This window comes from Anabaena sp. UHCC 0253, from assembly GCF_009712085.1.
Taxonomy (GTDB): domain Bacteria; phylum Cyanobacteriota; class Cyanobacteriia; order Cyanobacteriales; family Nostocaceae; genus Dolichospermum.
Genome location: NZ_VILD01000001.1, coordinates 73,133 through 87,954, shown reverse-complemented (window position 1 = coordinate 87,954; position 14,822 = coordinate 73,133). Strand labels below are relative to the sequence as shown.

Genomic DNA, 14,822 nt, shown 5'->3' with positions numbered 1-14,822 from the left:
ATAATAGAAAATGGTGCAAAGACAGAGGGATTAGAATTAGTGGACCACCACTGGGAAGACCACCAACAAATGTCAGCAAAGAAACCAAAAAGCAGGCACAATTAGACGAGAGAGATCGTAATTGTATTGAAGGTAAATTTGGAGAAGGCAAAAGAAGATATAGTCTTGATCGAATGATGACTAAACTTTCTAATACTTCAGAAACAGCCATTGCCATAACTTTTTTAGTCATGAATCTTTCCGCATTACTGCGGCGGATTATTATGACTTTTTTTGTATCTATTTGAGGAAATACTATGTTTTTCCTATTTTTAGATTTGGATGATTAGAAAATATTATATTTACTCAAATTACTTCATACAATGAATTATGTTTTCACTTACAAGCATTGTTAATTGATTCTTGGTCTGGCTTCAATACGACTTTTTCAGCAAGCCCTAGATATTTATGCTTTAGCTGCGACATTATATGTCATTATCGCCGTTCATGAACCTCCTTTTATTCCTCTGCCTAGTCCTTATCTGAATGCTAAGATTATGCTAGATATGAAAATGGCGATTGAACCACCGCAACAATACAATTCTCAAATTAGTCAAAAGGTAAATGATGCTATTCTCAAAGGAATGGAATTAGATTATCGAAACCGTCCTCAGTCTATTACAGAATGGTTTAGGTTTTTAGGTATTCAACAGGCAGATCAAAAACAGATTCAATTACAAAATAATCATCTCAAAACTTTCAATTTTGAAGTTGTCACAACTAATAATAAAGGAAGTATTATCAACCGACGCAACCACTCAGCAAATTACTTTGTGGAAGATTTGGGAAATAGGGTGAAACTGGAAATGGTGGAAATACCCGCAGGAACATTTTACATGGGTTCACCGGAAAATGAAGCGGGAAGAAGAGGTAGTGAAAGTCCCCAACATCAAGTTACTGTTCCCAGCTTCTTTATGGGTAAATATCTTTTGACTCAAGCATAATATCAAGCTATTATTGGGAGTAATCCTGCTAAATTCAAAGGTAATGGTTCGACTCCGCTCACCAACCATCGTCCTGTTGAACAAGTGAGTTGGAATGATACAGTTAAATTTTGTCAAAAGTTAAGCCAAAACACAGGTAAAAACTATAAATTGCCCAGTGAGGCACAATGGGAGTATGCTTGTAGGGCGGGAACAACCACACCTTTTTATTTTGGTGAAAGTATTACCCCCGATTTGGTAAACTATGATGGTAACTATGCCTACGCTGCTGCACCAAAAGGGCAATATCGAAAACAAACCACAGATGTAGGAACTTTTCCCCCTAATGCTTTTGGTTTGTATGATATGCACGGAAATGTGTGGGAATGGTGCGAAGATGATTGGCAAGAAAATTATATAAATGCGCCTATAAACGGTACTGCTTTGATTAATCGAGGTGCATATAAAGTGCTGCGCGGTGGTTCGTGGATGCAAGATTCCTGACTACTCCCGTTCTGCCTACCGCGTCAACAACTATCGCGATAACAGGAACAACGTTATCGGTTTTCGCGTTGTCTGTCTTTGTGCGGCGAGGACTCTTTAGCCCTTTGCCCTCTTGCGCTTTTGCGCTCTGCTCTTTTTTCTTTTCCCTTTGCACCGCCGCTAGGCGGAATTTTTTTTCTGAGCAGGATACTATAAATATTAACTTTATATATGGGCGCATAGTTTTCCACTTATAACATCAGCATAATTGAAGTTGATAATTTTGTCAAGGGTTAAAATTGTCTGAATCAGGATATCCAGGATTTAAGGATTTACAGGATGTTGTTGGATGATTGTTTATGGGGATTTTGGAGATGTCTAATTGTCTGAATCAGGTGGTTATCGAGTTTCGACTCCGCTCAACTACCGCAGAGTCGAGATAATTTTCAGGATCAGGACTTACGCAAAATCATGAAGAAACGTATCCCTTACGGGAGTCGAAGACATACCGCAGAGGACGCAGAGGACAGGTCGAAATAAGAGTTTGAGAGAGTTATTGCGTAAGTCATCAGGATGTTGTTTAATGATTGTTTTTTTATCCTCTCTTTGAGAATGCAATAGCCCTGGTTTTTAATTATTTATCATCCCTTATCCACCAAACCCTCCAAAACCTGCTGTAAATCATTCGTCAACTCAGATACCGCTTGTCTAGCAGCAACCCGACTACTTTTATAACCCGAATAACGCTCAGAAATAGATATCGGTTCACCCACCGTCATCTTCACCTGTTGCTTACCCAATTGTGGACGCTGTGCAGGACTATTACCCTTAATTTTATTAACCATATCCCATAAAAGTAAAGTTGTTTCAGCAAATCTTTCCACAGTTGGTTTTTCCCGAATATAAATACCAGAAACAGCAACAAAACTCTCAACTAACCTCATGTGCCACATCCGAAAATATGCTTCTTCAGCAATTCTATCTCCCAAACTTTTCTCAATAGGTGATAATGATTTAATATCCTTAAAATCTTCTCGAAAAATATAGTTCCAACCGGATTGTTCTACCCTTCTACATCTATCAGTCCAACTTCCCCTAGATGGTAAATCAAAATATTGTTCAGCAATAAATAACGCAATATTCATAACAGCTTGTAACCGATAAGCTAAAGCCTCATTTCTATCTGTAATTTCCCCATTGGTAATTTTTTGATCAGGCAAAGTTTGATGATAAAATTTAGTGTAAAACTGCTCCATTACCCCTAATAAATGTTCTGCTAAACCTAATAACCGAGGATAAAGCGCAGCAAAACTAGCCTCAGTTTTCTCTTGATTTGCAGACAAACCACTAGCTACTTCTAATTCAGTTAATAAATTTGCTATATTATCCCAAGGTTCATTGACATAACTATATTTAATGCCAATTGGTAAAATTAAAACTTCTTCATCTCTTCCCGCTTTTTGTAAATCTTCCGCACACCAAAAACCCATCTGTGCGATACCGGGTTCTAAAGGACTGATAATCTCTGATAAACCATTTGTAGCACCTTCTGGGGCAGCCGCCATGGGAAACTGACCATTGATATACAAATCCCGCGCTGAACGCAACCCAGTCCAATCAGCTTTACCGCGTTGAATGGGAGTTCCCCCCAAATGGGAAATTACCCAACCCACATGAGAACCAGCCCAGAGAGGAATGCCCCGATCATAGATAAAATGGGTATGAAGCGGATATTGTAGCTGTGTACCCCCAACTCGTGCTACTTTAGGCAAGATTTGGGAGAGTAAATAAGTTAAACAAAGAGGGTCTGCTGTTTGAGGATGACGAAACGCCAACATAAACCGGATTTTACCATCCTGAAACCGCTGATAACAATCCGCCAAAACTTCAACGTTGTCTGCTTCAATGTTGCTAATGGGTGTTTGCCAACGTATCCAAGTTGGTAGCAAAATATATACCAATTTTAACAACAAAGGATTAAAAGCCGGCGGAATAAATTCTAAAGGTGGTTGTGCTTGATACATTAATTCTGACAAAGTAGTTATCTCCTCAAGTTAAATGGTTAATAGTCGGAACTTACAGCGATTTTTAGGTAAATAAACCTGATTTTTATGAATGTTTCGCGCAAAGAGGCAAAGGAGCAAAGACGCAAAGGCAGAAATAAATTAATTTAGATTATGGTCTAATTTGTAAGTCTTTAATACCAAACCTGTTTGATTGCATGGAAATATTTTAGACGTAACTGATTTGAAAAGTTAGTAAGTAAAGGTAAAAAACAATGCGATTATCACAAATGTTATTTGTTACACTGCGGGATGATCCTGCTGATGCGGAAATCCCTAGCCATAAATTGTTACTCCGTGCAGGTTATATCCGTCGCATCGGTAGTGGGATTTATGCTTATCTTCCCCTAATGTGGCGGGTTTTGCAAAAAGTTTCCCAAATTGTGCGGGAAGAAATGAACGCTACCGGCGCACAAGAATGTTTATTACCACAGTTACAACCTTCTGAATTATGGAAAGAGTCGGGACGCTGGGATACATACACTAAAGCTGAGGGGATTATGTTTTCCTTGGTGGATAGAAGGGAACAACAATTAGGACTAGGACCAACTCACGAAGAAGTAATTACAACTGTTGCCCGTGATATGATTCGTTCATATCGTCAATTACCTGTACATTTATATCAACTACAAACTAAATTTCGTGATGAAATTCGTCCCCGTTTTGGTTTAATGCGCGGACGAGAATTTATCATGAAGGATGGTTATTCTTTTCATACTGATGAAGAAAGTTTGAAAAAAACTTACCAGGAAATGTACACTGCTTACAGTAATATGTTACGGCGTTCTGGTTTAGCTTTTCGGGCTGTGGAAGCTGATTCTGGGGCTATTGGTGGTTCTGGTTCGACAGAGTTTATGGTGTTAGCAGATGCGGGAGAAGATGAAGTTCTCTATACTGAAGATGGTAAATATGCAGCAAACGTAGAAAAGGCGGTTTCTCTTCCTGCTGATTCGGAAACTTCACCTTTTACAACTTACGAAAAACGAGAAACTCCGGGAAATGATACAATTGAAAAACTTTGTAATTTCTTGAAATGTGATCCTAGTCAAATTGTTAAAAACGTTTTATATCAACTTGTATATGATAACGGTTTAACGGTTTTGGTGTTAATCAATATTCGCGGAGATCAGGAAATTAATGAAGTTAAATTACAAAATGAATTAACTAAATTAGCTCCTCAATTTGGTGCTAAAACAATTCTAACTTTAACTGTACCAAATGCCGAAGCTCAAGAAACATGGCAGGCTAAATCTTTACCTTTAGGTTATATCGCACCGGATATTAGTGATGATTATATTGCGGGAAGTAAACAGGTAAATTCTCAGTTTGTGCGGTTGGTGGATAAAACTGCTGTGGAGTTAAAGAACTTTGTCACTGGTGCAAATGAAAGCGGTTTTCACGTAGTTGGGGCAAATTGGGGTGAGCAATTTAAGCTACCTGCATTAACCGTAGATATTCGTAAAGCCAAATTAGGCGATCGCTCTCTCCATGATCCAAACCAAACCCTACAAACAGCTAGAGGTATTGAAGCCGGTCACATCTTCCAACTTGGTACAAAATACTCCGAAGCCATGGGTGCAACTTATACCAACGAACAAGGGGAAGAAAAGCCTTTAGTTATGGGTTGTTACGGTGTGGGTGTGTCTCGATTAGCACAATCAGCCGTTGAACAATCCTATGATAAAGATGGGATAATTTGGCCAGTAGCGATCGCACCATATCACACCATTATTACAATTCCTAACATTAAAGATGCCCAACAAATCGCCGTTGCCGAAAAACTTTACACGGAACTCAATCAAGCAGGTGTAGAAACTTTGTTAGATGACAGAGATGAACGCGCTGGTGTTAAATTTAAAGATGCAGATTTAATCGGGATTCCCTTGAGAATTGTCACCGGCAGAGCGATTACAAATGGTAAAGTCGAAGTAGTCAAACGCGCAAATAAGGAATCTCAAGAAATCCCGATTGAGGAAGTTGTTAATACATTACAACAGTGGATTAAAGAAGCAATAGAAGGGTAAAATTAAACTATTTTGGGGTAGGTAATAGACCTACCCTGATCAAGTATGTGAGAGGCTTCTACTGTTTAAGCTAATATCTCTTCATTGCCCTTTGCATATCTCGTTGATCATCACGACGTTTGAGACTTTCTCGTTTGTCGTGTAACTTTTTACCTTTACCAAGGGCAATAACTATTTTCACCCAACCCCGTTTGAGATACATTTTCAATGGGACTAGAGTTAAACCCTCTTGTTGTACCCTACCAATGAGTTTCCGGAGTTCTTGTTTGTGGAGTAATAACTTGCGTGTTCGTCTTGGTTCATGATTAAAATACGCACCACTGGAGGTATAAGGCGAAATATGCACGTTGATTAACCATGCTTCACCGTCACGAAGCAAGGCATAACCATCTTGGAGATTGGCTTTACCTGCACGAATTGATTTCACCTCAGTTCCTGTCAACTGAATTCCAACTTCATAGGTTTCTATGATTTCATACAAAAACCGGGCTTGTCTATTATCACAAATAACTTTGTAACCTTCACTCTGTTTATCACTCATTGAAAATCTTCTTAGTTTTAATATAAAATGCCTAAAAATTTATTTAGACTAGCTTTTTCATTAATTGTAATTCAAAGGGAGGGGGAACAGGCGATTAGTAATCGGTAATTAGTGATTAGTAAAAATTATGACTGGCTACTACTGAGCTTTGACTGCAAATTATGTAAAGTTTTGTTAACATTTTCTAAAGATTTAAGATTTTCTTTATAAATCATTGCTCATCTCGTTATTTAGTAGGTAATCCTGTCATAGTATGAAACATAGGATTACTATTTTTGCCTGTGTCTATTGATATTACCCATAACAGCACATTACTCAATCAAAAAAATTATAGGGGTGTATTATCCATGCCCTTGACTATTCTCATAGCAGATGACGACTTAGGTACGCGCCTATCCATTAGCGATTATCTTGATTTGTCTGGTTACAATGTAATTACGGCTGATGACGGTGTAGATGCTTTGGCTATGGTGGAAAAGTGCCGTCCTGATTTGATGGTGACTGATATTATGATGCCACGAATGAATGGCTATGAATTGGTGCGTCGGGTGCGTCAGCAATCAGCGTTTCGGTTATTGCCTGTGATTTTATTGACAGCGAGAACTAAAACCCAAGAACGAATTTTGGGGTATCAGTCTGGTTGTGATTTGTACTTGCCTAAGCCATTTGAATTAGAAGAAATAGCTGCTGCTATACGTAATTTATTAGAGCGATCGCAAATTATCCAATCAGAATATCGCTTTTCTCATCAGGAAGAAACCAGTGTTTCCACATATACAAAGGAAGAGAACGGTAATATTTCCATATCTACTCAGGTGCAAAACTCTCAAATACTGATACCGCTAACTGCAAGAGAACAGGAAGTTTTAGACTTATTAACTCATGGTTTTTCCAATGCGGAAATTGGTAATCATTTACACTTGAGTCCCAGGACAGTGGAAAAATATGTGAGCAGTTTATTAAGGAAAACTGGAACTAGCAACCGTGCAGAATTAGTCAGGTTTGCAATCAAGCATGGTTTAGTAGAATAGCATTTTTACTGAAATTTACACTTTTAGCCTGGTAATATTCGCTAAAAATGACAAATAGACTCTGGTTGGACGGGACATTTTTTAGAGATAAGTGGATTTTCCCCAAGGTAAAGAACAGTCAAATTAATCAAATTGGACAAAGGTTTAAGATCGCTGATTTGATTTTCTCTAAGGCTAAGAGTAGTCAAATTAGTCAGATTGGACAAAGGTTTAAGATTGCTAATTTGATTTTCCCCAAGGCTAAGAACAGTCAAACTAGTCAGATTGGACAAAGGTTTAATATCGCTGATTTTATTATTATCAAGGCTAAGAATAGTCAAATTTGTCAGATTGGACAAAGATTTAATATCGCTGATTCTGATTTGATTTTTATCAAGATAAAGATAAGTTAAATTAGTCAGATTGAACAAAGGTTTAATATCGCTGATTTGATTTTCTTCAAGACTAAGAGCATTTAAATTAGTCAGATTGGATAAAGGTTTAAGATCGCTGATCTGATTTTCCTTAATATTAAGAGCATTCAAATTAGTCAGATTAGACAAAGGCTTGATATCACTGATTTGATTTTGATCAAGGATAAGAGTATTCAAATTAGTCAGATTGGACAAAGGTTTGATATCACTGATTTGATTTTCCCTAAGATTAAGCAAGGTTAAATTAGTCAGCGTTTGATTAGCTTGACTACAATTTTGTGTTTCGGCAACTTTTAATAATACTTCCACTATGTGTCTTGTTTCTTTAGGTAAACTGGCTTTTTGCTGACACCATTGTGTGAAAGTTTTGGGTGTTTTTGTAGGTTCAGCAGTGACTGTTGGGGTGTACAATCCTAAAGTCAAGGTAAAAATAGTGGTCGTTACTAAAGTTAGTTTCATATTTTTACAAGTTATACAAAAAAGCTGCGGTAATTTTACCATCTTCTAACTGGCAAAACAATTCTATTTTTAACTATTTCTCGGACGTTTTAGTTATAGACTGAGTATTTTATTGTTTTAATATCTACCTTTTGATAGATAGTAATTCCTCTTTATCTGTGTATTATAAGTACATGAAACGACTGATTTTCGTTCATTCACATCATGGTGAATTTGTACAGTGCGTAAGTCCTAGAAAAGTAGAACAACCTACTTTTTATCCAATTCTTTCTAATTTAGTATTTCAGAGGAGCTAGTCAATGTTTAATCTTCAATCTATTAAGAGTACAACTTTAACAGCGGCTATTATCGGTACTACATTTGGTTTATCAATTCTTGGTGGTGCTAATGCTTCACAAGCTGCTAATCTGACTATACCTTTGTCCTTAGAAAGTTTCACCCTGGCAGGAAACGCTCAAATTGTCCCAACATCATCTGCAACTCCCTTTTTTACATCTGATATGATTTCTCTAGAGGGAAATGCATCTGCCACTTCTGGTCTTTCTCCTGTGTTCGATATTATCAAAAAGAAACAGACAATCCTCCACTTTAACTACGCTTTTTTTGGAGGAGGTACTCTTAGCTTGTTGCTAAACAACATCAAGACAGGACTAACTACGACTACTGTAATTGATTTACTAAGCGAGTCTACTGGTACAATTGCCGATTTTGACCTGACTAACTTTATAGATACAGGTGCTTATAGCGTTACTCATCAGCTTATAGGGGGTGGTACGGCACACTTTAATAATTTTACTGTAGTTACAAAACACGTACCTGAACCTAGTGCCACATTAGGTTTATTTGGTTTGGGGATGGCCGCATTTACTTTGAAGAACAAACGCAAGTTTAATGTGTTAGTTAAAGCAGCTTCCTAGAGATGTATAAAAAGTAAATTATCCAATTTTTTAGGGTGTGTTAGTAATTTCGTAATGCACCCTAATCATCGTTTTCAGTAGATTAGCTATTTCTCGGACGTTTTAAAGGTATAGAATTAATAGGACCAAGAATTTGATTTAAACCCCGTAATTGTTCCGCTGTACCCATACAAATTAAGGTATCTCCCGTCATTAAAATCGTATCTCCAGTTGGTCCACCAATGAGAGTACCATCAATCCGACGAATAGCGAGAACTAAAGCCCCTGATTGCGATCGCAATTTGGCTTTTTGTAAAGTTTGACCAACAAAGGGACACCTGGTCGGATCTAGTAAAAATTCTTCCATGTATAATTGGCGGTCTGCACCAGAGAGAATCCCATCCACAAAGTCTAGAATTTGCGGTCTGAGGGCTGCTGCTGCCATGCGTTTACCCCCAGTAATGTAGGGTGAAATTACGGCATCTGCGCCGCCACGCTGTAATTTTTGTACCGCTTCTTCCGTACTAGCACGAGCGATCGCTCTAATTCCTGGATTCAGAGTTTTTGCCGATAAAACAGTATATAAATTTTCTGCATCTGAAGGTAAAGCCGCCACAATACAAATTGCCTTAGTAATACCCACCTTCAACAAAATCTCATCTAGCGTCGCATCACCTTGACAAACACTGTAACCAAGTTCTTGGGCTTTTTGTACAGATTCAAGTTCCGCATCAATCACCACAAAAGTAACACCTTCAGCCAGAAATTCCTTGGCAATTTGTCGTCCAGTGCGGCTAAATCCACAAATAATATAATGTTCTGATAATGATTCCATCAAACGCCTTTGTTGTCGGAGTTGAATTCCTTCCAGAAAATAGCCTTCAATAATTGCACCTGAAAATCTATTGACAATATACCCAAGATTCACCACACCCATTAAAATTAAGGCAATGGTAAACAACCGTCCCCGACTACCCAATGGGTGAGTTTCGCCATAACCGACAGTTGCTAAAGTAATCACAGTCATGTAAGCTGCATCTTCCCATGTCCAGCCCTCAACCAGGCAATACCATAAAATGCCAATTAAAAAAATACAGCCCAGGGCAAAGGCCCCAGCCATTAATTCCTTTTGAATACGTTGATATTTTTGCTCAAGGGTAGAATACACAGGCAATCCAAAATTAGAACTTAAAAATTAAAAAGCTTCTTTGTCTGTCCATTTCACTCCTCAATAAAAATAAATTTTGAAAGATTTCCGAGAACCTAGTAAAGTATTACGATAAAGGATTTTCAGGAGGTGCGGTAGTGAAATTCCCAAGTCTAGTTGAACAAGCCACGATCCCTCAAGAGTCAGGTTTTATGTCATCCACACCCTTTGATACAGATAGTTTCAACCAAGTTGTGATGTCCACTTATGGACGCTTTCCCTTGGCCTTAGAAAGGGGTGCTGGTTGTCGTGTTTGGGATACCCAAGGCAAGGAATATCTAGATTTTGTTGCTGGTATTGCAACTTGTACTCTAGGACACGCCCACCCAGCAATGGTAGAGGCTGTGACACGCCAAATCCAGAAATTGCATCATGTTTCTAATTTGTACTATATTCCTGAACAGGGTGAATTAGCGAAATGGATTGTTGATCATTCCTGTGCAGAACGGGTATTTTTCTGCAACTCTGGCGCTGAAGCCAACGAAGCAGCTATTAAACTAGCGCGGAAATATGCTCATACAGTTTTAGAAATTGCCCACCCCATAATTTTAACTGCCCATGCCAGTTTTCATGGACGGACTTTAGCAACCGTTACCGCTACTGGACAACCAAAGTATCAAAAACACTTTGATCCTTTAGTGCCTGGTTTCCATTATGTAAATTACAACGATATTCGAGCAGTGGAAGCCGCTGTGACTGAATTGGATGAAGGTAATTATCGTGTAGCAGCTATTTTAATTGAACCATTGCAAGGGGAAGGTGGAGTTCGTCCTGGGGATGTTGCCTACTTCCAGCGGTTACGCGAGATTTGCGACGAAACCGGCATTTTGTTGATTTTTGACGAAGTGCAAGTGGGAATGGGACGCAGTGGTAAATTATGGGGTTATGAACATCTGGGTGTAGAACCAGACATTTTCACCAGTGCTAAAGGCTTGGGTGGTGGTATTCCCATTGGGGCAATGATGAGTAAAAAGTTTTGCGATATTTTCCAACCAGGAGAACACGCAAGTACATTTGGCGGTAATCCCTTTGTCTGCGGTGTGGCGCTAAGTGTGTGTGAGACTTTGGAAAAAGAGAATATTTTGCAGAATGTGGAAGAACAAGGCGCACATTTGCGAGAAGGATTAAGAGCGATCGCTCTTAAATATCCCCAGCATATCTTGGAAGTCCGCGGTTGGGGTTTAATCAACGGCATGGAACTCAAAGCCGATATTCCTTTAACTGCGGCTGAAGTTGTGAAAGCCGCCATGGAAGAGGGTTTATTACTCGTCCCCGCAGGTCCAAAAGTCGTCCGTTTTGTACCACCTTTGATTGTTTCCGAAATAGAAATAAATCAAGCCTTGCAAGCTATAGAAAAGGTATTAGCCAAACTCACAGTCAGCCCTAATTGACAATTAAATCGCATAATTCCCCGCCCCTCTAAGAGGATGTTTTAAAAGTTTATGGCGATTAGAAAGATGCCTCCGGCACGCTCCGCGAACGCTACTATACAAACATTCGCGTAGCGTACCCATAGCTTGCGTAGCGACGCATGGAGTAGGCGTTACCGAAACAGAATTAGCAGGAGATAAGAATAGTCTTAAATCTGGAAATACTGTTACCATTTTTCAGCCCAATAGATAATTTCTGAAGATGTAACATCAATGGCTACTCCAGAGCTTTTACCATGATTCCATTTACTGCCAGGTTGACTTTTATCTTCTGCTTTTAATACCAATATTTGATAGGTACTGGGAAAGGTTTCCATCTGAGAATCGCTAGTATAAAAAAAGGTTGTTGGTACACCGTTTGGTTGATTAATATGATTATTTGTATTACCGCCCCAGTATTGATGCTGAGAGATTTTTTGGTATTGTGTAAGTAATTTTTTAATATTTGTTTGTGATTGTTTCAGCCGAATTTGCCAAGAACTACTTCCTGGAGTTAATCCAGGGGAATAAGCCATTTGTAAAACTTGGGAATCAGCCGGAATTTCTGAGGGAAAATGTTGAATTTGCTGAATATCTGACCATTTTTGATGACGAATTTCTTGATAGCGCGATGTATCAGTAATTATTTGTAATTTTTTAGTATTACTATTGGCTTTAGTAATCAAAAAACTGCCCATAACTAGACTCAAACTACCAAAGGACAGTAAAATTATTGTAGCGACTTTAACAAAAATAGATTGTTTCATTGGATTGGTTGGATCTAGCTTGTAGATTAATATCCCAACCACTAAAACAATTGTCCTGATAATTTTGAATCTATTCTTAAGTAGGTGAACGTGAGATCACCAAAATGTGTGAGGAAAAGTAAAATTTCCCAAAACTCTCTTCCTGTTCCCTTGCCCCAACGACAATTTTTAACACCAACCTATTTATTAGTCCTATAAATAGTTAAATTAACTACAAAATTAAAAAGAACCAACAATCATTCCTAGCAAGATTAAAAAACCAATCCAGACATTTTGACGAAACATTTCTGCATACGCAGGGTTAGGTATTTCTGGCTGTTGTAAGCGAATAATTTGCCAGATCCAGGCGATGGTAGCCATAATTAAAGTGATCCAAAAAGCCGTATGTAAGTTAATTAAGAAACCTAATCCAGCTAAGAGGAGAATAGTGCCAATCAAGAAAATACCAATGGCTGTAGGGGCATATTTACCAAAAAATAAGGCGCTAGAATTAATACCAATTCGTTGATCATCTTGGCGATCGCTCATGGCATAAATGGTATCAAATCCTAACGTCCAGAGGATCGTGCTTCCCCAAAGTAACCAAGTTGGTGCTGTAATGTTGGCTGTAACTGCACTCCAACTAATTAAAACCGCGAAACCCCAAGCAATAGAAAGTACCAATTGGGGAATTGGAAATACTCGTTTTGCACCGGGATAAAGGACAATGACTGGGACTGCGGCCACCGATAACCAAAAGCTTAAAGGGTTAAGATAAAAGGCGATGACGGCGGCACAGGCTAGGGAAATTAAACCGACAATAATACCAACTTGCACAGAAAGGGCGCGAGAGGCCAGGGGGCGATCGCGGGTTCTCTCTACTTGAGGATCAATATCTCGATCCCATAAGTCATTAACTACACACCCAGCCGCACTGGTAGCGATACTACCGAACACAATCACTCCCACGAGGGGTAGTGGTGGTTTCCCCGCAGCCGCGAGGAATACAGCCCATAATGCAGGAATCATGAGAATTAACCTACCTTCAGGTTTATTCCACCGCAATAGCCGGATAATTGCCAGCCATAATGGTTCTTTATTTGTTTCTTGTGTTTCTAGCATATTTGATGATTTGCAGAAGGAGTCGTAGGGGCGCAGGGCCTGCGCCCAGTCAGTCGTCTGTTAATATATCTTCACATTTTATAGAATATCGTTTAGTTATCTAAATTGGTATGTATTTATACGATTTTCAAAATTTATAGTGGTTATACTCATTTATAGGTTCTACCTGGGAATTGATGAAGTGGCGAGTCCACTTCATTTTTATTGTCAAAATATAGATTTTTTAGTCATTAACTAACTCATCGCGCCATTTTTCGCGTTTTTCCCGCTCTTCACGTACTTCTTCCTCCCGTTCTCTTGATCTCACTAATAACCAAGTTTCCCACGTTAGGGGTTTTTGTCGTTCTAAATGGTTAATAAATTGCATAATTGACAAATCAGCTTTTATAGGTGTTTTTAAATCAAACTGCATAGTTTGTAAAATTCTATCATTGGTTTTGAGTAGGCGATCGCTAATTTTTTTCCCTACCCTCAGCATTAATTTATTAATCAACTTTCCTAAAATACCTTTACGTTTTTTGGACATTAATAAAGTTTGTCCTTCTGTTTTTCCCCCTGGTAACATCCGAGTTGTAAACATCAAATGTAGATGGGTAGACTCATTACTAAAGGAAACTATACAGGTTGTTCCATACCAATAACAAACACTGTAATTAAGAGAATTATTAAAAAACCAACGGTAGAGATTCAACCAAAATGATTTACCATTAATATTTGTAATACTGCTGAAAATAATCGCATTTTGATTTAGTTCTTGTTTCTCCAATACCATCTTTAATGGTAATTTATGAACTAGATTAATTTGTTGCATATCAACACCATGAAGAAGCAACAGATGGGGATGACAATTAATACTAAATTGAGAACCTAGAGAAACATCAAACTCTTGATTTTCCCAATCTAAAACAAAAGGTAAAGGTTGTTGAGGAGTTTCCCCTGTCCAAATCCAAATCATCCCATATTGTTCTGCTGTTGGCCAAGTTTTTGCTTTCAGGGCTACAGGTTCATCTAAATCAGGAACATCAACACAAATACCTTCTGCATCAAATTTCCAGCGATGTAAAACACAGCGTAATTCATTACCCTCAACATTACCTTCTGCTAAACTTGTTCCCATGTGAGGACAGTAAGCATCTAAGATAATAGCACGTCTATCTTTACCACGATATACAACTAAATCCTTGCCAAAAATTGTGACAGCTTTAACTTCACCTATTAGCAAAGATTGAGAAGGTAATACCCAATACCAACCTTCAATAAAACTGTCTGACTGATTGAAAATTTTTGGCTTACGAACCGAGTTAAAATTATCTATATTGGTGTTCATTTGTAGATTTCACTTGCAGTGAAGTGGTTAATCTATACCTATCATGAACAACTCAGAAAAACAGTTAACCATTAACAATTGACAATTGACAATTGATAATTGACAATTGATAATTGACAATTAAATTTGTACATTTTAT

Annotated in this window: 12 protein-coding genes and 1 pseudogene; 6 read left to right on the top strand and 7 right to left on the bottom strand. The window is 38.3% G+C overall.

Annotated elements, in window-relative coordinates; translation table 11 throughout:
- Together FJR38_RS00430 and FJR38_RS27620 are read left to right on the top strand one after the other, a co-directional pair.
- Positions 1 to 287: transposase (locus FJR38_RS00430; protein ID WP_168534817.1), on the top strand; the 287-nt coding region annotated here is incomplete at its 5' end.
- Positions 288 to 683: 396 nt separating this feature from the next.
- Positions 684 to 1,566 (top strand): annotated as a pseudogene (locus FJR38_RS27620) (formylglycine-generating enzyme family protein); the annotation flags it as partial.
- A gap of 520 nt (positions 1,567 to 2,086) precedes the next feature.
- On the opposite strand, the gene FJR38_RS00420 reads toward FJR38_RS27620, so the two are convergent.
- Complete coding sequence (locus FJR38_RS00420) at positions 2,087 to 3,481, bottom strand: 1-acyl-sn-glycerol-3-phosphate acyltransferase (RefSeq protein WP_168534815.1); 1,395 nt, start codon at positions 3,479 to 3,481, stop codon at positions 2,087 to 2,089.
- Between the two features lie 242 nt (positions 3,482 to 3,723).
- On the opposite strand from FJR38_RS00420, the gene FJR38_RS00415 reads away from it, so the two are divergent.
- The gene (locus tag FJR38_RS00415; protein WP_168534813.1) at positions 3,724 to 5,532 is read left to right on the top strand and encodes a proline--tRNA ligase; all 1,809 of its coding nucleotides are present in this window, start codon (positions 3,724 to 3,726) and stop codon (positions 5,530 to 5,532) included.
- A gap of 70 nt (positions 5,533 to 5,602) precedes the next feature.
- Here FJR38_RS00415 and smpB read toward each other — a convergent pair whose 3' ends face one another.
- Positions 5,603 to 6,073, bottom strand: a complete 471-nt coding sequence (gene smpB / locus FJR38_RS00410) for an SsrA-binding protein SmpB (protein ID WP_168534811.1) — start codon at positions 6,071 to 6,073, stop codon at positions 5,603 to 5,605.
- Between the two features lie 347 nt (positions 6,074 to 6,420).
- Here smpB and FJR38_RS00405 point away from each other — a divergent pair, with 347 nt between their 5' ends.
- On the top strand, positions 6,421 to 7,104 hold the full coding sequence (locus tag FJR38_RS00405) for a response regulator transcription factor (RefSeq protein ID WP_168535562.1): 684 nt from the start codon (positions 6,421 to 6,423) through the stop codon (positions 7,102 to 7,104).
- A 41-nt stretch (positions 7,105 to 7,145) separates the two neighbouring features.
- On the opposite strand, the gene FJR38_RS00400 is transcribed toward FJR38_RS00405, so the two are convergent.
- On the bottom strand, positions 7,146 to 7,976 hold the full coding sequence (locus FJR38_RS00400; RefSeq protein WP_168495956.1) for a leucine-rich repeat domain-containing protein: 831 nt from the start codon (positions 7,974 to 7,976) through the stop codon (positions 7,146 to 7,148).
- A gap of 299 nt (positions 7,977 to 8,275) precedes the next feature.
- On the opposite strand from FJR38_RS00400, the gene FJR38_RS00395 reads away from it, so the two are divergent.
- Positions 8,276 to 8,893, top strand: coding sequence for a PEP-CTERM sorting domain-containing protein (locus FJR38_RS00395; protein WP_168495954.1), 618 nt, complete (start codon positions 8,276 to 8,278; stop codon positions 8,891 to 8,893).
- Between the two features lie 82 nt (positions 8,894 to 8,975).
- Here FJR38_RS00395 and FJR38_RS00390 read toward each other — a convergent pair whose 3' ends face one another.
- Positions 8,976 to 10,040, bottom strand: coding sequence for a potassium channel protein (locus FJR38_RS00390; RefSeq protein ID WP_168495952.1), 1,065 nt, complete (start codon positions 10,038 to 10,040; stop codon positions 8,976 to 8,978).
- 191 nt (positions 10,041 to 10,231) lie between these two features.
- Between FJR38_RS00390 and FJR38_RS00385 the strand changes: the two genes are divergently transcribed.
- Positions 10,232 to 11,470: an aspartate aminotransferase family protein gene (locus FJR38_RS00385; protein WP_174763844.1), complete on the top strand. Its 1,239-nt coding sequence runs from the start codon at positions 10,232 to 10,234 to the stop codon at positions 11,468 to 11,470.
- A gap of 206 nt (positions 11,471 to 11,676) precedes the next feature.
- Here FJR38_RS00385 and FJR38_RS00380 read toward each other — a convergent pair whose 3' ends face one another.
- The 3 genes from FJR38_RS00380 to FJR38_RS00370 all read right to left on the bottom strand — a co-directional run bounded on the left by FJR38_RS00380 (position 11,677) and on the right by FJR38_RS00370 (position 14,683).
- Positions 11,677 to 12,255, bottom strand: a complete 579-nt coding sequence (locus tag FJR38_RS00380; protein WP_168495948.1) for a hypothetical protein — start codon at positions 12,253 to 12,255, stop codon at positions 11,677 to 11,679.
- 219 nt (positions 12,256 to 12,474) lie between these two features.
- Positions 12,475 to 13,356, bottom strand: coding sequence for a 4-hydroxybenzoate solanesyltransferase (locus tag FJR38_RS00375; RefSeq protein ID WP_168495946.1), 882 nt, complete (start codon positions 13,354 to 13,356; stop codon positions 12,475 to 12,477).
- A 223-nt stretch (positions 13,357 to 13,579) separates the two neighbouring features.
- Positions 13,580 to 14,683 (bottom strand): aromatic ring-hydroxylating dioxygenase subunit alpha, encoded by a 1,104-nt coding sequence (locus tag FJR38_RS00370; protein WP_168495944.1) that lies wholly within the window; start codon positions 14,681 to 14,683, stop codon positions 13,580 to 13,582.
- Between the last annotated feature and the right edge of the window lie 139 nt (positions 14,684 to 14,822).